At 68.9% G+C, this 22,727-nt stretch carries 13 protein-coding genes; 6 read left to right on the top strand and 7 right to left on the bottom strand.

Annotated features, from left to right (window positions below):
- Positions 1-222: 222 nt before the first annotated feature.
- A complete protein-coding gene (locus tag ACFZAM_RS23035; protein ID WP_391048803.1) occupies positions 223-7,284 on the bottom strand; it encodes an RHS repeat-associated core domain-containing protein in 7,062 nt (2,353 codons plus the stop codon).
- Between the two features lie 497 nt (positions 7,285-7,781).
- Between ACFZAM_RS23035 and ACFZAM_RS23040 the strand changes: the two genes are divergently transcribed.
- Positions 7,782-10,769, top strand: coding sequence for a hypothetical protein (locus tag ACFZAM_RS23040; protein WP_391048806.1), 2,988 nt, complete (start codon positions 7,782-7,784; stop codon positions 10,767-10,769).
- 103 nt (positions 10,770-10,872) lie between these two features.
- Positions 10,873-11,067, top strand: a complete 195-nt coding sequence (locus tag ACFZAM_RS23045; protein ID WP_391048809.1) for a transposase — start codon at positions 10,873-10,875, stop codon at positions 11,065-11,067.
- A gap of 303 nt (positions 11,068-11,370) precedes the next feature.
- On the opposite strand, the gene ACFZAM_RS23050 is transcribed toward ACFZAM_RS23045, so the two are convergent.
- The gene (locus ACFZAM_RS23050; protein WP_391048812.1) at positions 11,371-11,574 is read right to left on the bottom strand and encodes a hypothetical protein; all 204 of its coding nucleotides are present in this window, start codon (positions 11,572-11,574) and stop codon (positions 11,371-11,373) included.
- Between the two features lie 1,005 nt (positions 11,575-12,579).
- A complete protein-coding gene (locus tag ACFZAM_RS23055) occupies positions 12,580-12,927 on the bottom strand; it encodes a hypothetical protein (RefSeq protein ID WP_391048815.1) in 348 nt (115 codons plus the stop codon).
- Between the two features lie 259 nt (positions 12,928-13,186).
- Between ACFZAM_RS23055 and ACFZAM_RS23060 the strand changes: the two genes are divergently transcribed.
- Positions 13,187-14,329: an enolase C-terminal domain-like protein gene (locus ACFZAM_RS23060; protein ID WP_391048818.1), complete on the top strand. Its 1,143-nt coding sequence runs from the start codon at positions 13,187-13,189 to the stop codon at positions 14,327-14,329.
- A gap of 64 nt (positions 14,330-14,393) precedes the next feature.
- Here the strand turns inward: ACFZAM_RS23060 and ACFZAM_RS23065 are convergent, their stop codons facing one another.
- Positions 14,394-14,792 (bottom strand): Rid family hydrolase, encoded by a 399-nt coding sequence (locus tag ACFZAM_RS23065; RefSeq protein ID WP_391048820.1) that lies wholly within the window; start codon positions 14,790-14,792, stop codon positions 14,394-14,396.
- The gene (locus tag ACFZAM_RS23070; protein WP_391049034.1) at positions 14,789-15,922 is read right to left on the bottom strand and encodes an acyl-CoA dehydrogenase family protein; all 1,134 of its coding nucleotides are present in this window, start codon (positions 15,920-15,922) and stop codon (positions 14,789-14,791) included. Before ACFZAM_RS23070 ends, ACFZAM_RS23065 begins: the two co-directional genes overlap by 4 nt.
- A 219-nt stretch (positions 15,923-16,141) precedes the next feature.
- On the opposite strand from ACFZAM_RS23070, the gene ACFZAM_RS23075 reads away from it, so the two are divergent.
- Both ACFZAM_RS23075 and ACFZAM_RS23080 read left to right on the top strand, forming a co-directional pair.
- Positions 16,142-17,803 (top strand): AMP-binding protein, encoded by a 1,662-nt coding sequence (locus ACFZAM_RS23075; RefSeq protein ID WP_391048823.1) that lies wholly within the window; start codon positions 16,142-16,144, stop codon positions 17,801-17,803.
- Between the two features lie 19 nt (positions 17,804-17,822).
- Positions 17,823-18,683: a PaaX family transcriptional regulator C-terminal domain-containing protein gene (locus ACFZAM_RS23080; protein WP_391048826.1), complete on the top strand. Its 861-nt coding sequence runs from the start codon at positions 17,823-17,825 to the stop codon at positions 18,681-18,683.
- Positions 18,684-18,698: 15 nt separating this feature from the next.
- Here ACFZAM_RS23080 and ACFZAM_RS23085 read toward each other — a convergent pair whose 3' ends face one another.
- Positions 18,699-21,170 carry an FAD-dependent monooxygenase gene (locus ACFZAM_RS23085; RefSeq protein ID WP_391048829.1) on the bottom strand — a complete coding sequence of 824 codons (2,472 nt, stop codon included), beginning with the start codon at positions 21,168-21,170 and terminating at the stop codon, positions 18,699-18,701.
- Between the two features lie 2 nt (positions 21,171-21,172).
- Positions 21,173-22,000 carry an enoyl-CoA hydratase family protein gene (locus ACFZAM_RS23090; RefSeq protein ID WP_391048832.1) on the bottom strand — a complete coding sequence of 276 codons (828 nt, stop codon included), beginning with the start codon at positions 21,998-22,000 and terminating at the stop codon, positions 21,173-21,175.
- A gap of 256 nt (positions 22,001-22,256) precedes the next feature.
- On the opposite strand from ACFZAM_RS23090, the gene ACFZAM_RS23095 reads away from it, so the two are divergent.
- Positions 22,257-22,706: an ATP-binding protein gene (locus ACFZAM_RS23095; RefSeq protein WP_355338580.1), complete on the top strand. Its 450-nt coding sequence runs from the start codon at positions 22,257-22,259 to the stop codon at positions 22,704-22,706.
- The last annotated feature ends 21 nt before the right edge of the window (positions 22,707-22,727 follow it).

Genomic DNA, 22,727 nt, shown 5'->3' on the forward strand with positions numbered 1-22,727 from the left:
TACAAATGGCCATAGCCCGGTCCGCTCATGGATGTCCCGAAGACGGCACCAAATTTCGCGAATACTTTGCCGCGGAGGCCGAAATCCTTCGAGAACTGCACCATCCGGGGAGACGGACCGCTCAACGGAAAATTCACTGAGACCAAATTCTCGAATCAATTCAATGACAGAGTAATGCAAATTACTTCCCCATTCGAATATTTTATCTCCGCACTGCAGGATTCAGGCTACGCCATCTTCTCCGCCACCTTCCAACAGTTCTTCAATGATTCGTGAAGGATCGACGGGACCGCCTACTGGACCCCCATCCGCGCCCTCGCAGTGACAGGGGCCAGTGTAGGAGTTCCCACCTGAAGTACCCTCGTCACTGCCTCCAACTGGGTCAGGATTGGGGGCAGGAGCACCGATCGATCCAGTATTAAGATCCGGTGAGCCGGAATTTAGCGCGGATCCGGATAGATCAGAAATCTCATCGTAGAAACTAGACGACTCCTTAATAATGGTCACTCTATCGAGTTTGAAGCTTGTATTCGAGACAGATTGCACTAGATCACGCACTTGCTCTTCGTTGATATTTTTCATATTTACGACGACTTCATCGCCCTGGCCCTCTTTGTTTTTGATTGATCGCAATATCGGGCTTACGTCATTCTTTTGTGTAGCGGGTGTATAGATGTCGACTGCGTCGACTTTTGTTAGCAACCCATTGCGCCAGGTGAGCCGTACTAGGTCCGCTGTTCCACTCCCTTTCCGCGAGCCCTTGATCGGGTTCACAGGCAAATACTGCTGTCCGCTTCCTGCATCGCTTCCGTCAGAGTATTCCCCTGCCGACCGCAGTGCAGAATTTAGATACTTTCGCGTGCTGACTTCATCCGCGGTGATTCCCTTTTCTTCGCCAATCCGGTAGGTATTACCACGGCCATCCTTCACTACGTTAGTTTGATACTCTTTGCTATACTTGACGCTCGGAAAGTTTTTGCTGTAATAATCCTTTATTCCTTTAGCATTCCCGAATCCCAGACCGGAATTGTCATCGTAGAGCATTGCACCGGAGGGGTCGGATGCATTGCTGGGAGCGTTGTCAGCGTAGCTATAGCCATTCCACTGCTGCGGGCGGCCGGTGTCCAGCAGCGGGTCGGGGCTGAGGAAGCGGCCCAGGGTGGGGTCGTATTCGCGGGCGCCGAGGTTGGTGAGGCCGGTGATGGGGTCGGGGGTGCCGCCGACGTAACCCTGATCGCCGGGCCAGGTAGTGGGGTTGCCGCCTATGGTGCGGTCCTGGCCGAAGGGGGTATAGGCGCGGCGGGTGACCGAGGTGTTGTCGGCAGTGATGTCCGTGGTGGGTGTGCCGTGGGGATCCGATGCCTGGAAGTGCAGCTTTGTGGTCGTCGTCCCGGTAGTGGCGGTGCGGACCGCGGTGGGGGCTCCGGCGACGGTGTAGTAGCGGGTGTCGGCGGTGGCAGTGCCGGAGGAGTTGAGGGTGAGCTGATCGGCGCCGAGGAAGACCGTGGTGATGCCGTTGTCGGTGCGGGTGAGGAGGTTGCCTGCGGCGTCGTAGTGGTAGGTCGTGGTGGTGGTCGACTGGGTGGTGGTTGCCAGTCGGCCGTTGTCGTCGTAGGCGAACTTCAGGTCGTCGGCGGCGCGGTCCGCGGTCCAGGTCGGGGTCTTCCACACCGAGGTTCCGGCGGCGTTGAGGACGAGGAGCTGGCCGTCGTCGTCCAGCCGGGCATGGTCGCCGGTCCCGGTGGTGGCGCTGGACCACAGGGTGGTGCCGCTGGTGGTGTGGACGGTGAGGTTGCCGTCGGTGCCCATCGTCAGGACGGCGCCGGCGTTGCCTGGGGTGTTGCTGGACCACACGGCCTGACCGGACCTGCGGGCGTACATCACCAGGTTGCCGTCGCTCTGCATGGTCAGGCGGATGGTGTTGGTGACCATGCTGTTGCCGGAGGCGAGGGTGGCGCCGGAGGCAAGGGTTTTGTTGGCGGTAGCCAGCTCGATCTCGGTGGTGTTGCCGGCCGGGTCGTAGGTGAAGTCCTGCTGCCCGCCGCCGTCACCGACGACCGTGGTCCTGGTGACAGCGTGCGGGTGGGCGGCACCGGGCGCGGGGTAGGTCTCGGTGGTGGTGGCGTCCTGGCCGGTGTCACCGGTGGTCGAGTGGTCGGTCTCGGTCGTGCGGTTGCCGGTGGCGTCGTAGCCGAAGGACTGCCAGTACGGGTCCGGACCGCCGAGGTTGGCGGTGCTGGGCGCGGTGTGGGTGCAGCCGCCCTCACCCATGATCGACGGCAGCGGTGCGGTCGTCGTCCCGCCGGTGTCGGTCCACGCCTGCGTCAGACGCTGCAGGTAGTCGTAGGCGAAACACTGTGTGTCGGTCTTCGCAGTGCCACCGCTGTCCTGCATGTCGCTGATGGACGTGATCTGCCCGGCCGGGTCGTAGGTGTAGGCGGTGGTGTCGACCGGTGTGTCCCCGGTCTGCATGTCCAGCGCGGTGTTCAGCAGCCGCCCGGTGGAGGCTTCCCAGTTGTAGGTCTCATCGACCTGGGTAGGGGTGACGCCCATGTGGGCCCGCAGCGGCTGGCCGAGATGGGTGTACTCCATCCACGCCAGGTAGGTTTCCTTACCTCCGGAGGCGAGCGTCAGACCGTTGTCGTCGTAGCCGTAGCTGACAGACTCCGCCGCCATCGGACCCGCCGCAGGCAGTGAGGTGGTGTCCACGTTCCGGGTGACCGGCTCGTAGGTGATGCCGGTCGTGTAGCTGATGGCTGCGGTATTGCCGACCGCACCGGCCGGGATCGTCGTGGTGGATCCGGTGGGAAGGTAGTCGGCGGTGTAGCCGGTGACCGTGTTGGTCCAGGCACGCCCGGCACTGTCGTAGCTGGTGTCCGCGGAGACTTGGCCCAGCGCCCCGGTCGGGTCGTAGGCGGTGTGCGTCAGATGCACGGCCGTGCCACCGGCCGCTGGTATCGCGTAGGTGTCGGTGGCGCGGCCGAGGCTGTCGTAGCTGGTGGTGACACCTCCGCTGGGCGTGTGCCGGGCGTCGGTGGTCTCGGTGAGTTCCTTGTCGTCGTTGTAAGTGTTGACCGTGGTGCCGGTGTCGGGGTCGGTGGACTTGACCTTGTCGCCAAGCTGGTCGTAAGCCGTGGTCCAGGTGTTGCCCGAGGAGTCGGCCAGCGAGGTCTGGCGCCCGGCGGCGTCGTAGCCGTAGTGGGTCGCGTCGAAGCTGCCGGTCGGGGTGCTGCCGTGGAACTGGCGCAACTCGACCGACTGCCCGCGGGCATCGGTGACCGTCGCCGTCGGAGTCGCCCCGGCCGGCGGCGTGACATCCGTTTCATTGCCGGACGGGTAGCTGGTGGTCGTCGTCGCCTGCGCGACGGCGTTGTACTCCACGACCGAGCTGATGGGACGGCCCATCCCATCGAAATGGGTGACGGTCTCGTTCGGCACTTCGGCATCGACCGGGAGCACGAACGTCCCCGTGGGATCGCTCTTGTCGTTGAAGAACGCCGCATCCGACGCCACGACTCGGCCCTGGGAGTCGTAGAAACTCGCCGAGATCAAACGGGCTCCAGCGGTGTCGTCCGCGGTGATCGTCTGCTCCTCACGCTGCTGCAGCAAAGAGTCGTAGATTTTGTAGTCAACCTTGTAACTCAGATCCTCACGCAGCGTCCGCGTCTCCACCCACGACGGACCCGTCGCCGACACCTTGTACGTGTACTGCACATCGGGCGTCGAATAATTCGCGGACTTCGAATGAGTGGGCGACCAAACCTTCACCAACCGACCAAGGCCATCGTAGATCTGACTGGTCACCTGCTTGTTCGCGTCCAGAGTCGACAACGCGAGGCCACGGGCGACATCAATAGTGGTAGTTGTGGTCCAACCCTTGGAGTTGGTGGCCTTCGTTGACGTAGGTAGAGCTATGGAGCCCACCGGCAGATAGTCCGTGGACGTTGTACGGCTCAGGGCATCAGTTGCCGACATCACGCGGCCGTAACTGTCGTAGACAATCTTCGAAGGGGTCGTCCAATGAGCTGTGCCGCCGGCACCGCTGAAGTCCTTCAGGCTCGTCGTCGACGTGACGTCCCCGGCGCCCGGCACTTGCCCAAGGGTCGTGGAGTTATCGTAATATGTTCTCACGTCCGACAGTCCGTGTGCAGCATTGACCGTGGTATTGCAGTCGCCAGCGACGGTCACGACCTCGGCGGGCAGCCCAGTTGCCCCTCCTGTGGGTGTGGTGGCGTAGGTGGCTCGGGAGCACTTCTCCGGCGTGCCACTGGGCGTTACAACCTCGTTGGAACTACTGACCTCACCACGGTCATCTACAGACATCGCTAGACCAGTGGCGTCGTCGTAGGTGACGAAGGTTCCCGCGGTGCGCCAATTCGTTCCGGTCACCCACGTCATGTCATACGCAGCGGAGGCGCCAGTGTAGTACGCGTCCTGGTCAGGAAGGTTGTCCAAACGGGTATGGGTGGCGGTGGATGGTGAGATCCAGGGGATCGTGATGGTGCGCTTGCGAGCGTCGCCGCCGTCGTGGTCGTACGTCTCGGTCTGATAACTCAGCCCAGACCAGGCGTCGCGGTCGGTGATGGTGCCGCCGCGAGCGGGGCTGACCGATACGGTCTTGTGGCTCCCGTTGGCGTTGAGGTCGCCGTCCATGCCCTGCAGGTACCAGGAGGTCGACTCGCTGATCGGGTCGGGGCCGGCGCCGGTGCGGGTGGTGACCTCGGAGTAGCCGCGCCACTGGTCCCAGGTTCGGTACTTCGCCGCGGTGATCTCGTCGTCGTCGTGGCGCCACGCCGCCTTGTCCTGGGCGTAGTCGTATCTAGTGACCTGTGCGGGCGAACTCGTGGTCGGGTTGTCGGAAACGTCGACCTCACCGACGAGGTACTTGTTGAACCAGTCCAGGATCGGAGCAGAGTAACCCGACGGTTGCCACCGGACCGGATAGCAAGTGGTGTGGTCGTTGTCCTCCGACGGCGGACTGGTACGGCTGCACGTGTCGTTCTTGTACGCGACAGCGATGGTGGCACCCGTCTCGGTAGTGATAGATGTCATCCGCTTCCGGTTGAGCGGAACAACAGCGGGCTGGATCAGCCCGTCCACTCGGTTGGGGTAGAAGGCCCCAACGAACGTGACGGGGTTTTCGGGCACCGCCGCGCCCCCACCGCCGGTGTCGGCACCGGTGTGCGTCACCGAGTCCAGCCACATCGCCTTCGGCGTCGGAGCGTGCGGGTTCGTACCGGTGGACCCGTCGGCCGGGTCGGGAAAGTCCTGGTTCGCCAGTGCATAGGTGTCGACCGTGCGGTAGCCGGGGGTGGTCAGGCTGGTGTCCCACACCTGGGTCGAGATCCCGGTCAGCCGGTCATTGGTCCAGAACGACGGCGCGTAGTTCGAGCACGAGGAGGAGCCACAGTTCTGGTCGTACGGAACGTCCGGCCAGTGCGAGGCATTCGCGGTCGACAATGTGGCGCCCGTGCAGGTGAACCCGGTCGCATCACACCGGCCGTCAGCCGCACGGGTGAAGGTGACGTTCGCCGCCGGGTTGTGGCCGGCCTTGTAGTCGGCGACGTTCTGCCCGTAGGTGACCGACGTCAGAGCACCACCGCGTGTGTAGGCGGTCGGCGTGTGAGCGCTGCCCCGCCCGTAGTAATTGGTCTCGGCCGCGTAGTGATAAACGGTGATGTTCTTGTGCGCGTCGATGCTGAAATCGAGATTCCACTGCCAGCCCTGCGTGCACCACGACGCGTCCAGCGTGCTCCCGTGACACGGCTCACTGTCGTTGTTGCCGTATACCGGGGCGCCCCAGGCGCTGTTGGTCGAGGCATCCGAGCCGGTGCCGCCCTGCGCGGTGGGCAGGTGGTCGGCGCCGAAGAGATACGTAGTGCCGGACCGGTCGGTGAGCTGCCAGTACACACCACCGTTGAGACCGTTGGACGCACCCGTCACCTCCTTGATCACCGAGCCGTCGTCATCGGCCAGCCGCCACGTACTACCGTCGTGGACCAGTTCATGGCTGGCACCATTGAGGGTCAGGGTCGCGTTGTCACCCGCCCAGCACTGCTCCTGATCCGTCGCGCCCTGACCGTCATCGGCACACGTCCGGTACGAACGGCTCACCGACCCCGGCCACAAGGTCCACGAATCACCAACCCACGAACCCTGGTTGTTGGTCTGGGACGTACGGCCGTCCGCATCCTGCGAGTTGTACGTCAGCGCCAGATTGGGCGCAGTCCCGCCCAGCGCAGGAGGGACTGCGATCGGATACGAGTACGTGAAGGCACCCGTGGCCCCTGAGCTGCCCCACTTCGAGGACGACGACAATGGCGACGCCTTGAAGCTTCCGGAAGATCCGGATGTGTCTGCCGTCGCTCCGAGGAGAACCACCGCGGACGTCGCGCTGCGTACCTGCGCGGTCGTCACCACGCCGGCCGCATCCGGAAGTGCGGTGGGGTCGGTGGTCGCGGGGAGGGTGACATCGGCGACCAGGCGGTCGTGCGCGGTGTCGTTGACGGAAGCCGTGACCGGCGTTCCGACGCGGCACGCGGCAACCTGCGGTGTCGTCAGGAGACACGCGGGGTACGTCGAGAGCCGCAGCCGGTCGCCGTATCCGGCGCCGAAGGCGTCCTTGATCCCCGAGTAGTCCAGTCCGACGGAGACCCGCTCGGTGGCCGAGCTGGCGTCGGTACGTGACAGCGACACCAGCAGCCCGTTCACCCCGGCGCGTTGGGCAACCGCATGCGAGGCGAGCGCAGTGTGCACGGCCTGAGGAACCGCAGCCGAACTGTTCGCCTTGATGGCCGCGCGAGTCGCGGCCGTCGCGGGCAGCACCTTCATACCCAGGGCGCCGGCGGGCCCAACGTATACCGGCACACCGGCAGCCTTGACCGGTGTGCGGACGGCGAGCTGAGGGGCTTTCAGCGGTCCCGCGGTGAGAGCGCGGATTCGTGCCGGCGTCAGCGCCGATGGTCTGGTTGGCCGGCCCTGTGCGAGGGAGACATCCGCGGAGGTTGCTGCCGGCCACCGCACCGGTGAAGGTGCCGAGCTCTTCGTCGGCCTGGCGTTTTGCGCGGCGCGCAGGGCGGCGGGCTGCTTCGTCGGACCGGATTGCGCTGTTGCGTCGGTGACCGACACCGAGGGCTGGAACGGCAAAGGTCCGGGTGACCACAGTGGCGGAGGCGTGGGGTCCGCCACTGCACCGGCCGCGCTCAGCAGGGCAGAGGTGACCGAGAGCACGGCGGCGCACGAAAGCAGCTTCAGGCGCGCGGCAGCGCGCTGATGACGGTGCATCAACTTCCCCCCACATCCGTGCGGCACGCACGGAACTCCCCAATGACCCGCTGAACCTAGACGTACCGACCCAACCATGGAGTCATGATTCGCTAAAAGAATTCCCATGACGGCGAAAATTCTTTGCCGGGACGATCTCTCCAGAAGCCGCTGGGGCCCGCATGTGAACCCCGGGAGAACCGAAAACCAACAGGCGGGCCGCCTCAAGGAAGAAAGAAAAAGCGCCTTGTGGCCTGATGTATCCCCCAACTAGCGTCCAGGCTCCGCCTTGTCCGACCTACTCGAAAGTGGAACCTGTGACCATCACTTACGTGCGCGGCAGACGCCGTCTCCGGTTGACGGGAATCGCCGCGGTAAGCGGAATTCTCGCCTCCCTATTGACGCTGGCAGTTCCCGCGCAGGCCGACGATTCGCCTCCGGCCGCTTCTCCGGGGCCGCTGCAATCGGCGGAGATCGCTGCCGCGGACCAGGCTCGTGCCAGCGGACGACCGGTACAGGTGGACTACGCAACCGACGCCTTTTCCACCCTGACCGCGCAGCCCGACGGCACGTTCACCCAGAACGTCAGCGCGTCACCGCAGCGCATGCAGCAGGAGGGTTCCTGGGTTCAGCTCGACCCGACGCTCCATCACAACGCCGACGGGACGTACGGGACAACCGCCACCACCGCAACCCTGACGCTCTCCGGGGGCGGCACCGCACCCCTGGCAACAATGGACGACGCAGGCAAGAAACTCTCATTCACCTGGCCCACCGCACTGCCCGCACCGACCGTGACCGGATCCACCGCGCTCTACGCCGAGGTACTGCCCGGCGTCGACCTGTCCGTGCAGGCCAACGACCAGGGCGGATTCAGCGACACCATCATCGTCAAAACCGCCGAAGCCGCGCAGAACCCTGCGCTGAGCACCTTGCACCTGGCCACGGACAGCACGAACGTGACGCTCAGCACCGACAGCGCCGGGAACATCTCCGCAACCGACAGCTCGGGAACCCTGATCTTCCACGCGCCGGCGCCCGAGATGTGGGACTCCACCACCGCTTCCGCACCCGCTGCCTCGAAGGCCGCCACGGCAACGGCCGGACCGGCCGACGATACGGCTTCAGAGGCAGCCGGTCCTGCGCCCGGCGCACAGGTCGCGCCCGTGACAGTCGCGGTGGACGGCTGCGACCTGCAACTCACACCCGACCCGGACCTGCTCACCGGTGCCGGCACCACCTACCCAGTGTTCATCGACCCCGGCTACACGCCCACCTGGGTTCCCGGATCACAAAAGACCGGCGACTACACCTACATCCAGCAGGGCCACCCCGGGACGTCCAACTGGAAGTCCAACGAGGACTACGACAACCGTGGCATCGGCGTCGGATACCAGGGCTATGACTCCCCCAACGGCGTCGAGCGCAGCATCTACCAGTGGTTCCTGGGGACTTGGATCGACGCGAAAACCGTTCACAGCGCCACGCTCAACGTCGATGAGACCTACACCGCCAGCTACGGCTGCACTGCCCACGACGTGCGGGCGTACTCCATGGCCACCCACATCAACGACGGCACAACCTGGAACAACTACTACGGCACCACCGGCACACTGATGGACACCCAGCCCATCGGCGGCGCCTACAACACCGGATGCGCGGGAGCGTTCCACTCCGCCTTCGATGTCACCTCGGCCGTCAGCAACGACACCGACGGCATGATCACCCTGGAACTCGTCGGCAGCGAAGGAACCGGCGACCGCGACAGCTTCAAACGCTTCGCCAAGACCGCGACCCTCAGCTTCACCTACAACACCACTCCCGGCGTCCCGACCGAAACCAAAGCCACACCCACACCGCGGACCGGCCCCGGTGGAGACACACAAGGCTGCGGCTCCGACGCCTATGGATGGATCCCCAACGGCGCCGCCGGCGGCAATCTCACCCTCTCCGCGAAGGTCACCGACCCCGACTCCAGCGACGGCCAGCTCGTCCGCGGCCAGTTCGCGCTCTGGGACGACAGCACCAGCCCAGCCACCGCCATCATCTCCATGGGCAACGGAACCCCTGGCGCACCGGTCAACAGCAACACCACCTGGCTGACCTCAGGCAGCACCGCCACGAAGGCCGTCCCAGCAAGCAATCTCATCCACGGCCATCTCTACGGATGGCAAGTACGCTCCGACGACGGCATCAACCACTCCGCCACCACGGCGGTCTGCCACTTCAAGTACGACACCACCGCACCCACCAACGTCAGCATCAACGGCTCCGGGCCCGGCACCGGCTCCTGCACCGACGGCGGCACCGTCAGCAAGGCCGGCACCACCGACTACTTCGCCCTCGCCGCCACCGACACCGGCAGCGGCGTCGACCACTTCGACTGGACCCTCGGCGCCGCATCCGACCTCGCCGACAACGGCGGCAACCACGCCCTCGGCGACACCAAACTCGCCATCACCCCAAGAAGCTGGGGCACCTACTTCCTCAACGTCGCCGCCGTCGACAAAGCCGGCAACGAATCAGGAGCCGTCTGCTACAGCTTCTACGTCCCCGACAACCCGCTCATGGGCGTCACGCCCGGTGACATTGACGGCGACGGATACCGCGACTTCGCCGCCATCACCAAAGACACCTATACCGGCTCCCCCACCGGCCTGCGCTTCTACCCCACTAACACCGCGAACGTCCCACCCACCATCGCCTCCGACAACGCCAACGGCCCCAACACAAATGGCACTTGGAACGACGCCTTCATTGCCCACCGCTCCACCCCCCAACGATCCGCATCCGGAACCAAAACCGACGACATGTGGGCCCTGGGCACCAACAACCAGCTCTACCTCTACGGGAACAACGTCAACGGCTCCGGGATCACCGCCCACGGCAACCAGTACTTCTCCGACGACAACCGCGGCATCGTCGCCCGCCCGGCCTGCACCGCAGACGCCGCAACCTGTGCCCTCTACGCCTCCGGCTGGTCGGCCGTCGCACAGCTCATCGCACCCGGCGACATGAACGGCGACGGCCTCCCCGATCTCATCACCGCCGAAACCAACAACCTTCTGTGGTTCTTCCCCGGAACCACCACCAGCAACAAGCTCGGCGCACCCCAGCTTGTCGGCAATGGCGGCTGGGACACCTTCACCGCCATCGCCCCCGGCAACACCCCCAGTGATGGCGGCCACGCAACCCTGTGGTCCCGCAACAACGCCACCGGCTTCGTCTACTCCTACACAAACACCGTCGACGCCAACGGAATTATCACACTCGGCACCAGAACCCAGATCGGCACCGGATACGCCGCCGCCGACTACCCCCTCATCATCAGCATCGGCGACATCAGCGGAGACGCAGTCCCCGACCTCATCGCCACCACTACCACCGGAAAACTCATCGACCAACTCGGCAACACCACCGGCGGAATAACACAATTCGACGGCACACCCGGCACACCCGCCCAGATCGGCAACGCCGGCTGGAGCGACATCGCCACCATCAACTAACCACGCCGGGGTTCCGGAACAATACCGAATCCGGAACCCCGGCCCACTCATTGCAGGGTCTCGACGGATGTAACCCCTCCATTGCAGTTGACCGACGGCAGCTATGGCCCTCGACGTGGACAGAGCGGCGCTCTACTGCGTCGCGCCCGTTCCGGTGTCTAGCGGCAGGACCCACCGCCACCGTCTCTCCCGGAGTGGCGACCGGGAACCAAACTCCGCCCTCTACCGCATGTCCGGCGACGCCCGCACCCGTGAATACGTCGCCCGACAGACCGTCGCCGAACACAGAGGGGCGTGACGGAGTCCATGGGACTTTTCTGGGACTTTGCGCCAAGAGTGACGGCTTGCGAGCAGCGCACTCTTCACGTGATGAGCTACTCCTTGATAGTCCCTGCAGGCTCGATCCTGACGCATCGTCGCCGAGGTGCCACGCTGCAGAAATGAACTTCTGAGCCGGTCACGACGCTGGAGCTGGTCAATGCCTGCGTACCCGACCGGCTACCAGCATGCCTCGCCGGTCATTGCCGGATGACGGCCCTGCGCATCGCGAGCTGTGCGCTGCCGTCGGCCCTGAAGTTCCGAGCTGACGTGCCATTGCACTTCAGCGCTCCAGGACGATCACTTCGTACCCGGCGCCGACGACGAGCTCACCGCCGGGGGCAAAGGCGATGGCATGGGGAGCGGGGGGCATTCGGGTCTCATGAAGGGGTGTGCCGTCGCCGAGGTCCCAGACAATCACGGTGTAGTTGTTGGCGGTGACGGCCACCGGAACCCCATCCAGCAGGCCCAGCTCCACATCGGACACCCAGCCTTCACCGAGCCGGTGTCGCAGCTGCCGGGTCCGCAGATCCCACATTGGATACCGCACCGCCACTGGGCATGCTCCATTTATCCTTGTGCTCGCGCGGCGCCGAGTGCGGCGCTGGATCTCGCGACTGCTTGAGCTAATCCGGCACGAGCGGTCGCGTCCGCTGCACGGAGACCCGCCCGAAGCTGCCATCGGCCCATGACCATTGTGCTGGAGACGCCGATGAGGGTGATAGCCGCTGCGGCTACAGACCACCTCGAACCTGACGCGCTGGCCGTCTGCGGCGTTCACAGCGTCCATCAGCTGATCCCGCAAGCCCCGAACGGCCGCCGTAAGTTTTACGTTCTCCAACGAATCGCGCATGTCTCCGCTCCCCCCATTCGGTCCACTGTCAACCGCCACCACCATCACATTGCCCCTGGTATGAAACGGCGATCCGGACAGTGCCTCCAGGCAGAACGGAACGCTGTGAGGTCGGGCAGCACCCCAGCCGACACCCGCCAGCCCTTGCAAACCGCACGATCTGCAGGTCGTCCCCGGCGCCCGCGAGGACAGCTCCACCCAGGTCGCTCCGGCCGCGTCGCGCCCGCGTCCGCAGGGAACCGCCCCATCCGGCGCTCACCGCGTCTCGCCAACTACACCATCGACAGTCGCCTGGACCTGTCCCTGCCCCCGTCATCCCCGAGAGGCCCTCAACCGCTGAGCTCCAGCACGGCCTGCATAGCCTGCATGACCTGGAAAGAACGCCTGGTCTCCTTGGGAGCCCTCTGGGACTTTTCTGGGACTTCCGGCCCCATCAAGCTGTACGAACGCGAAATAGCCGATTGGTCATTCGCCCAGGTCAGCGACCATTAACCGCTCATCGCGGCAGTCACCGCACTCGCTGGTCTCTTCGGCGACATCTGACAAGCGGATGCCGCCGCACCTCGTCTGACCTGCTGTTGAGCGGGTCCGGGCAGGGTGCGGCGGCATCCGGACGGCTCACGCCGGTCGCGGCGTCGGTCAGCCGCTGACGTGGGCGGTGTTGTCGAGCCAGTGCCGGGCGAGGCCGGTCTCGCCGTCGATCCTGATGCCGGTCGCTTCGCGGTCGGCGAGGGGAAGCCGCCGGGTCAGGGTCAGGGGCAGCGATCGGGCCGGGCCGGTCACCGTGACATCGGCCTGCCGGGCTTCCGGCTTCCACGCCACCCCCTCGGGCCGCCGCGCGTCGAAGCCGTGGACGACCGCCTCGTTGAGCATGCCGGACATCCAGAACCGTGTTCCGGACCGCCCGTCCCCCGCGGGGTTGAACACCGGTGCGTCGAGCGCGTCGTCGGAACACGCGCTCGCGACCCAGTTCTGTGTCTGACCCACGTGCGTGACCAGGTCGGAGACGGTCCGCTTCGGAGCCGTCGGCACAGCGGTCCCGGGCCCGGCTGCGGCGGCTGATTCCGCCGGACGTCGGGTGTGCCCGACGATCGCTTCTGTCTCTCTGGAGGAGTTCATGTACCCCGGGTACGACCGGGCGGGCCGGTCGAACTCATCGGGGGTCGGGAAGCGGGGGCTGGTCGTATGCTGGGCGCGTTCAGGGATGCGCTTGGCGTTTAGATATGTGATCGGGAGGATTTCCGTGGTGTCGATACCGCCCGCCGGTGACCGGATCCGGTCGGTCAGATTGTCGTCCGTCTATCTGCCGCTGGCGGTGCCGGTGAGCGACGCCAAGGTGCTGACGGGGGTGCAGAAGGCGATGACGGAGGTCGCGCTGCTCTTCGCGGAGATCGGGACGGAGGACGGGCACGAGGGGATCGGGTTCGGTTACTCCAAGCGGGCCGGCGGTCCGGGGCAGTTCGCGCACGCGCGGGAGGTGGCCGGGGAGTTGGTGGGCGAGGACCCCAACGACATCGGGCGGCTGTGGGGGAAGCTGGTGTGGGCGGGCGCCTCGGTGGGCCGAAGTGGCCTGGCCACGCAGGCGATCGCCGCGTTCGACATCGCGCTGTGGGATCTGAAGGCGAAGCGGGCGGGGCTGCCGCTGGCCAAACTGCTGGGCGCGCACCGGGATTCGGTGCGGTGCTACAACACCTCCGGCGGCTTTCTGCACACGCCCGTCGAGCAGGTGATGGAGAACGCGACGGCCTCGCTGGAGCGCGGGATCGGCGGCGTCAAGATCAAGGTGGGGCAGCCGGACAGCGCCGAGGACCTCAAGCGGCTCGCAGCGGTACGGGCCCATCTCGGCGACGGCGTACCGCTGATGGTGGACGCCAACCAGCAGTGGGACCGGCCGACGGCGGCGCGGCTGGGGCGGGCACTTGAGTCGTTCGGGCTCACCTGGATCGAGGAGCCGCTGGACGCGTACGACGCGGAGGGGCACGCCGCGCTGGCCGCCGCGCTGGACACGCCGATCGCCACCGGGGAGATGCTGGCCAGTGTCGCGGAGCACGTGGCGCTGATCGACGCGCGGGCCTGCGACATCATCCAGCCGGACGCGCCGCGCGTCGGCGGGATCACGCAGTTCCTCAAGCTGGCCGCGCTGGCCGACCACCACCGGCTGCAACTCGCCCCGCACTTCGCCATGGAGATCCATCTCCACCTGGCCGCCGCCTACCCGCACGAGCCGTGGGTCGAGCACTTCGAGTGGCTCGAACCGCTGTTCAACGAGCGGCTGGAGATCCGGGACGGCCGTATGCACCTGTCCGACCGCCCCGGCCTCGGCTTCACCCTCACCGACCGGGCCCGCGCGTGGACGCGCGAGAGCTATCGGACCGGCGTGGACGCGTAGTGCCGCCAAGTCCGCAGCCCAGGAAGGGGGTTAGGCGAGGAAGGGGGTTACGCGAGGAAGGGCGTTACGGCAGCACCGCGATGCCGTCCAGTTCCACCAGGGCCTGTTCGTCCCAGAGTCCGACCACCCCGATCACCGCCATCGCCGGATAGTCCCGGCCCGCCGACTCCCGCCAGATCCGGCCCAGTTCGGCGGCGCACGCGCGATACGCGGTGACGTCGGTGGTGTGCACGGTGAGCCGGGCGAGATCGGCCGGGGTGCCGCCCGCCGCGCGCAGGGCGGTCAGCAGATTGGCGAGGGCGCGCTCGAACTGGGCGGGCAGACCGTCGCCGACGACCGCGCCGGAGGAGTCCAGCGCGGTCTGGCCCGCGAGCATCACCAGGCTGCGGCCGGTGGCGGTGACGGCGTGCGAGAAGCCGGTGGGCGGCGAGAGTTCGGCGGGGTTGATACGGCGCAGGCTCATCGGTACAACTCCCTGGCGATGATGGTCCGTTGGACCTCGGTGGCACCCTCGTAGATCCGCGGGGCGCGCACCTCGCGGTAGAGGTGTTCGAGCAGGTGGCCGCGGCGCAGTGCGCGGGCGCCGTGGATCTGGAGGGCGGCGTCGACCACGTACTGCGCGGTCTCGGTGGCGTAGAGCTTGGCCATCGCCGCGCGGGCGGTCAGGTCGGCGGCGCCGGTGTCGTACGCGGTGGCCGCCGCGTGGACCAGCAGCCGGGCGGCCTCGGTGCGAGTGGCCATCTCGGCGAGCGGGTGCGCGACGGCCTGGAGGTCCTTCAACGGGCCGCCGAACGCGGTGCGTTCACCCGCGTGCGCGACGGCCGCGTCGAGTGCGGCCTGCGCCATGCCGACCGCGAAGGCGCCGACGCTGGGCCGGAAGAGGTCGAGGGTGGCCATGGCGGTACGGAAGCCGTGGTCGGGCACGCCGAGGAGGTCGTCGGCGCCGACCGGGACGCCGTCGAAGACCAGCCGTCCGATGGGGTGCGGCGAGAGCATGTCGAGGTGTTCGCCGGTCAGGCCGGGGCGGTCAGCGGGGACGGCGAAGGCGGTGACACCGCGCGCGCCGCTGCCGCCGGGGCCCGGCCCGGGGGCCGTCCGGGCGAAGACGGTGAGGATGTCGGCCTCGGGCGCGTTGGAGATCCAGCACTTCTCGCCGGTCAGCCGCCAGCGGCCCGCGCCGTCCGGCTCGGCGGCCAGGGACAGCGCCGCCGCGTCGGAGCCCGCGCCCGGTTCGGTGAGCGCGAAGGCGGCGACGGCCCGGCCCGAGGTCACCTCGGGCAGCCAGCGCGCGGCGACGGCGGGCGCGGTGAGCAGCGGATGGGCGCCCAGGCCCTGGAGGGCGAGGGCGGTCTCGGCCTCGGTGCACTCGCGCGCCAGCGATTCCCGCAGTACACAGAGATCGAGGGCGGAGACCGGGGCGCCGTCTCCCGGCAGGACGCGGGCCAGGAGTCCGAGCGCGCCGAGTTCGGCCAGCAGCGGCCGGTTGACGCGGCCCGGCTCACCGGCCTCGGCCAGCGGTTTCAGGCGTTCCGCCGCGAGCACCCTGATCCGGTCCGCCCAGGCCGCCCGTGCCGGGTCGAGGGTGAACGCCACACGGGTGCCACCGGCGCCGCCGCCCCCACCGATGCCGCCCCCACCGGCGCGGCCCACGGCTCCTTCCCCGGCCGCCGGACCGTCGGAATCCGCACCGCGGGAAACCCCGTCCTCCATCGCCCCGCCTCCCAGCTTTATCGCGTCCTGTTGACTGCCGTCATCAACACGTTACGCTGAAATCGTCCGCTGGATGCTTACTCGTCGAGGGGCACTGTCGCCATGGACCTGCTGCCGTCAGCCCATGTGGACACCTTCGCGCGCGATCACCTTCCGCCGTCCGACCAGTGGCCGCGCCTCGACGGCCTGGACGGCGACGACGGCGACGACCGCGACGACCGCGACGCCCTCGGTGAAGGCCCCGGAGCCGACGGCGGTCTCCGCTACCCCGATCGGCTCAACTGCGCCGCCGAACTCCTCGCCACCGGACGCCCCGACGCCCCCTGCCTCCGGCTGCCCGACGGCTCGGAGTGGACGTACGCCGAGCTGCGCGCGACGACCGCCAGGATCGCGCACGTCCTCACCGACGAGCTGGGCGTCGTCCCCGGCAACCGCGTCCTGCTGCGCGGCCCGACCACCCCCTGGCTGGTCGCCTGCTGGCTCGCCGTGCTGGAGGCGGGCGCGGTGGCCGTCACCGTCCTGGCCGCGCAGCGCGCGCACGAGCTGGCGGAGGTGGGCCGGATCGCCCGCGTCACGCACGCGCTGTGCGACGCCGCGTATCTGGAGGAGCTGACGGCGGCGCGCGTGGCGGGGCTGCGGATCACCCCGTACGGCGGTACCGGCGACGACGATCTGCTGCGGCTGGCCGAGGGGCGCGCCGAGACGTACGAGGCGGTGCCGACCTCGGCGGACGACGTGGCGCTGATCGCCTTCACCTCGGGCACGACCGGGCACCCCAAGGGCTGCATGCACTTCCACCGCGATGTGCTGGCCATAGCGGACACCTTCTCCGCGCGGGTGCTGCGCCCGGTGCCCGAGGACGTCTTCACCGGCAGCCCGCCGCTGGGCTTCACCTTCGGACTCGGCGGCCTGGTGGTCTTCCCGCTGCGCGCGGGCGCGTCCTCGCTGCTGCTGGAGCGGGCCGGACCGGAGGAGCTGCTGGCGGCGGTCGAGAAGCACCGGGTCAGCGTGCTGTTCACCGCGCCGACCGCGTACCGCGCGATGCTCGGCGACCTGCCGTCGTACGACGTCTCGTCGCTGCGGCGCTGCGTGTCCGCGGGGGAGAATCTGCCCGCCGCGACCTGGATGGGCTGGCACGAGCGGACCGGACTGCGGCTAATCAACGGGATCGGGGCGACGGAGCTGCTGCACATCTTCATCTCCGCCGCCGACGACGCGGCCCGGCCCGGCGCGACCGGGCTGCCGGTGCCCGGCTACACCGCGCGGATCGTGGACGAGCGCCTGCGGCCGGTGCCGGACGGCGAGCCGGGGCTGCTGGCGGTGCGCGGACCGACCGGCTGCCGGTATCTGGCCGACGAACGCCAGACGGAGTACGTACGCGACGGCTGGAATCTGACCGGCGACACCTACGTCCGGGACGCCGACGGCTACTTCCGCTACGTGGCGCGCGCCGATGACATGATCATCTCGGCCGGGTACAACATCGCGGGGCCCGAGGTCGAGGAGGCGCTGCTGCGGCACCCGGACGTGCGGGAGGCTGCGGTGATCGGGGTGCCGGACGAGGAGCGCGGGCAGATCGTCCGGGCGTTCGTCGTCCTGCACGAGGGCGTGGACGGCGGGGACCGGGCGGCGGGCGCGCTGCGGGACTTCGCCAAGAGTGTGATCGTGCCGTACAAGGCGCCGCGCGAGATCCGTTTCGTGCCCGCGCTCCCCCGTACGCCCACCGGCAAGCTCCAGCGCTTCCGGCTGCGCGACCTGGACTGAGACGCCCTAGGGTGATCATGTGACCGAGCAGCACACACCGAGTTCCCTGATCCTCACCTTCTACGGTGCCTACGGGCGCGCGGAGTTGGCGGGCCGGGTGCCGGTGGCCGCGCTCATCCGGCTGATGGGGGCGGTGGGCGTGGACCCGCCGTCGGTCCGGTCCGCGGTCTCCCGGCTCAAGCGGCGCGGCCTCCTCGTGCCCGACCGGGTCGGCGGGGCCGCCGCGTACGCGCTGTCCGACGACGCGCGGCTGCTGCTCGCGGACGGCGACGGGCGGATCTACGGGGTCGGCGCCGCGCCCGATCCCGACCCGGAGGACTGGCTGCTCGCCGTCTTCTCGGTGCCGGAGTCCGAGCGGCACAAGCGGCATCTGCTGCGGTCCCGGCTGGCCGGTCTCGGCTTCGGTACGGCCGCGCCCGGTGTGTGGGTGGCGCCCGGCGCGCTGCACGAGGAGACCCGGCACGTGCTGCGGCGGCTCGAACTGGCCCCGTACGTCGACCTGTTCCGCGGCGCGCACCTCGGTTTCACCGCGACCGAGGAGGCGGTACGGCGCTGGTGGGATCTGGACGCGCTGGCCGCGCTGCACCACACGTTCCTGGCGGCGCACGAGCCGGTGCTGGGGAGGTGGTCGGCCGAGTCCGGGGCCGGGGCTGAGTCCGAGGCTGAGGCCGGGGCCGGGGCCGAGGAGCGCTCGCCCGAGCGGGCCTTCGGAGACTATCTGCGCGCGCTCGACACCTGGCGCCGCCTGCCGTACGCCGACCCCGGCCTGCCCCCGGCGCTGCTGCCCGCGGACTGGCCGGGCATCCGCTCGGCGGCGGTGTTCACGGCCCTGCATGTGCTGCTGCGCGACCAGGGGGCGCGCTTCGTGGCGGACCAGTAGCCCGGCCCCTTGCGCTCAGGAGTCCAGCGCCAGCCGGGGTTTCGGCGCGTCCGTACGGCCGGTGGGCGGCGGGCGGCGGCCCGCGAGGTACGGGGTGGGCCAGGGCGCGCCGGGGCCCTCGTAGGACTGGTCGGCGGCGGCGTGCAGTGTCCAGTGCGGGTCGTACAGGTGCGGGCGGGCCAGCGCGCAGAGGTCGGCGCGGCCCGCGAGCAGCAGGGAATTGACGTCGTCCCAGGAGGAGATGGCGCCGACCGCGATCACCGGCAGGCCCGTCTCGTTACGGATCCGGTCGGCGTACGGCGTCTGGTAGGAACGGCCGAAGGCGGGCCGCTCGTCGGCGACGACCTGGCCGGTGGAGACGTCCACGGCGTCGGCGCCGTGCTCGGCCAGCGCGCGGGCGACGGCGACGGCGTCGTCTCCCGTGGCGCCGCCCGGTGCCCAGTCGGTGGCGGAGATCCGTACCGTCAGCGGCCGGTCGGGCGGCCACGACTCCCGTACCGCGTCCAGGACTTCGAGCGGGAAGCGGAGCCGCCCCGCGAGGTCGCCGCCGTAGCGGTCGGTGCGGTGATTGGTCAGCGGGGACAGGAAGGAGGAGAGCAAGTAGCCGTGGGCGCAGTGCAGTTCGAGCAGGTCGAAACCGGCGCGGGCGCCGCGCTCGGCCGCCGCCGCGAACTGGTCGCGGATCTGCGCGAGTTCGTCCGCGCGCAGGGCGTGCGGCACCTGGTTGACGCCTTCGCGGTACGGCAGCGGCGAGGGGGCGACCAGCGGCCAGTTGCCGTCGGGGAGCGGCTGGTCGATGCCGTCCCACATGAGGCGGGTGGAGCCTTTGCGGCCGCTGTGGCCGAGTTGGAGGCCGATGGCGGTGCCGGTTCCGCCGGCGCCGGTCCCACCAGCGCCGGTTTCGTCCGGGCCGGTTCCGTCCGGGCCGCTCGCACCCGCGCCGGTCCCGCCCGCGCCGCCCTGCTGGTGGACGAAGTCGGTGATCCGCCGCCAGGCGGCTTCCTGTTGGCCGTTCCACAGGCCGGTGCAGCCGGGGGTGATCCGGCCGCGCGGGCTGACGCAGACCATCTCGGTCATCACCAGACCGGCCCCGCCGAGGGCCCGCGCGCCCAGGTGGACGAGGTGGAAGTCGCCGGGCACGCCGTCCCGCGCCACGTACATGTCCATCGGTGACACGACGACGCGGTTGCGCAGCGTCAGGCCGCGCAGCCGGAAGGGGGTGAACATCGGCGGTGTGCCGGGCGGCGCCCCGAAGCCGCGCTCGACGCGGTCGGTGAACTCCCGGTCGCGCAGCCGCAGATTGCCGTGCGTGACGCGGCGGCTGCGGGTCAGCAGATTGAACGCGAACTGTGTCGGCGGCTGGTCCACGTAGCTGCCGAGCCGTTCGAACCACTCCAGGCTGGCCAGCGCCGCCCGCTGCGTGCTCTCCACCACCGGCCGCCGCTCGCTCTCGTAGGCGGCCAACGCCGTTTCGGTGTCGGGCTGTTCGCGCAGGGAGGCGGCGAGCGCCAGGGCGTCCTCCATGGCGAGCTTGGTGCCGGAGCCGATGGAGAAGTGCGCGGTGTGGGCGGCGTCGCCGAGCAGGACCGTACGGCCGTGCCGCCAGCGCTCGTTGACCACGGTGGTGAAGGGCTGCCAGCGGGAGCGGTTGGCGTGCAGGGCGCGGCCGTCGAGGAGGCGGGCGAAGAGCTTTTCGCAGGCGGCGATGGTGGCGGCGGTGACGGCTTCCATATCGGACCCGTTCGCTGCGCCCTCCGCGCCGACAGCGCCGACAGCACCCTCGGCGGCTTCGGCGGCCTCGCGGTCGAAGCCCGCGCGCCGCCAGACGTCCTCGGTCATCTCGACGACGAAGGTGCTGGCGCCCGGCCGGTACGGGTAGGCGTGGGCCTGCATCACACCGTGCGGGGTCTCCAGGATCTCGAAGCGGAAGGCGTCGAGCGGGAGGTCGGCGGAGAGCCAGATGTAGCGGCAGCCGTGGGTGGTCAGGCGGGGGCGGAAGACGTCGGCGTGCGCGGCGCGGGTGGCGCTGTGGGCGCCGTCGGCGGCCACCACGAGGTCGTGGTCGAGGGCGAGCCGGTCGGCGGAGGGGGCCGGGGTGCGGACGCGGACGTCCACGCCGAGGTCGCGGCAGCGCTCGTACAGCAGCGCGAGCAGCCGGCGCCGGTCGAGGGCCGCGAAACCGTGGCCGCCGGAGCGGGTGAGGCGGTCGCGGTGCCGGATGTCGATCGCTTCCCAGCGGACGAACTCCTCGCGCATGGCGGCGTAGACGGCCGGGTCGGCGTTCTCGATGCCGCCCACGGTCTCGTCGGAGAAGACGACGCCGAAGCCGAAGGTGTCCTCGGGCGCGCCGCGTTCCCACACCGTGACCGTGCGGTCCGGGTCGAGGCGCTTGAGGAGCGCGGCGGCGTAGAGGCCGCCGGGGCCGCCGCCGATGACGGCGACGCGCTCGGGACGGCGGGCGCCCGCGGTCCGGTGACCGCCCGGCATCGCTAGTGGCCTTCCCACGTCGGCTCGCGCTTCGCGGTGAAGGCGGCGTGGAATTCGGCGTAGTCGCCGCTGGTCATGAGCAACGCCTGGGCCGCGGCGTCCATTTCGACGGCGGCGCCCAGCGGCATGTCCAACTCGGCGGTGAGCAGCGCCTTGGTCTGCTGGTGGGCCAGCGCCGGGCCCGCCGCCAGCCTGCGGGCGAGCGCGGCGGCGGTCTCGTCGGCGCCGCCCTCCAGTGCCGGCTGGCTGACCAGGCCGATCCGCTCCGCCTCCGCCGCGTCGACGCTGTCGCCGAGCATCAGCAGCCGGGTGGCGTGGCCGAGCCCGACGAGCCGGGGCAGCAGATACGCGGCGCCCATGTCGGCGCCCGACAGGCCGACGCGGGTGAACAGGAAGGCGAAGCGCGCGGAGGGCTCCACGATCCGGAAGTCGGCGGCGAGGGCGAGCACCGCGCCCGCGCCCGCGGCGACGCCGTGCACGGCGGCGATCACCGGGAAGGGCGCCTCGCGGATCGCCCGGACGACCTGTCCGGTCATCCGGTTGAACTCCAGCAGCTCGCCGGTGCCCATGGCCAGGGTGGCGCCGATGATCTCGTCCACGTCGCCGCCCGAGCAGAAACCGCGGCCCGCGCCGCCGAGGACCAGGGCGCGGGTCCCGCCCTCCCTGGCCAGCTCGGCCAGCAGGTCGCGCAGGTCGGCGTAGGCGCCGAAGGTCAGTGCGTTGAGCCGCTCGGGCCGGTCGAAGGTGACGGTGACGACGCCCTCGGCCCGGTCGACGCGCAGATGGCGCCAGTGGCCGGTGGGGCTCGCGGAGCTGGGATACGGACTCATGCGCGGCCTCCTCGTCCCGACGTTATCACCTGTTTGTGACTGTCGTCAGGAGGGCGAGACAAGGAGGAGGCGGGGCGCGGACACGGGCGGAACGAGAGCGGCGCGCGGGCCGGGTACGGGCAGGAGGTCCGTCCGCTCGCGGGCCTTTGGTCCCTACGACCTCCTTCCGGACGCCTCTGCTGACCGTATTGTCCGATTCCTAAGGTGGAGGACATCGGGGTGAGCGAGCCCCCGCCCCGTCCGGATCGGAGTAGCGATGACCAGCCCCACCCGCACCGCAGGCGAGTTCCCCGACCGGCCGACGGTCTGGCGGATCGACCTGCCGCACTCCCCCGCCGCCGTCCCGCTGGCGCGCGCCATGGTCCGTACCGTCCTGGTCGAACTCGGTCAGGACACCGGCCCCGACACCGACACCGCGGAGCTCCTCACCGCCGAGGTCGTCGCCAACGCCGTGGAGCACACCCCGCCGGGCGCGATCGAGCTGTTCGTGGAGCTGCTTCCGCACGGCTTCCAGGTCGAGGTCCACGACCAGGGCCTGGACTTCCCCGTCGGCCTCAATCTCCTGATCCCCGCCCAGCCCGACCCCCCGTGCCACGACGAGCTGGCCGAGCACGGCCGCGGCCTGATCCTGATCCGCGCGCTGAGCGCCGACTCCGGCTGCCGGCTGACCGGCACCGGCAAGGCCGTCTGGTTCACCCTGCACTGACCGCCGGGGCGGCCGGGCCTG

The sequence above is a fragment of the Streptomyces sp. NPDC008079 genome, from assembly GCF_042957385.1.
Lineage (GTDB): Bacteria > Actinomycetota > Actinomycetes > Streptomycetales > Streptomycetaceae > Actinacidiphila.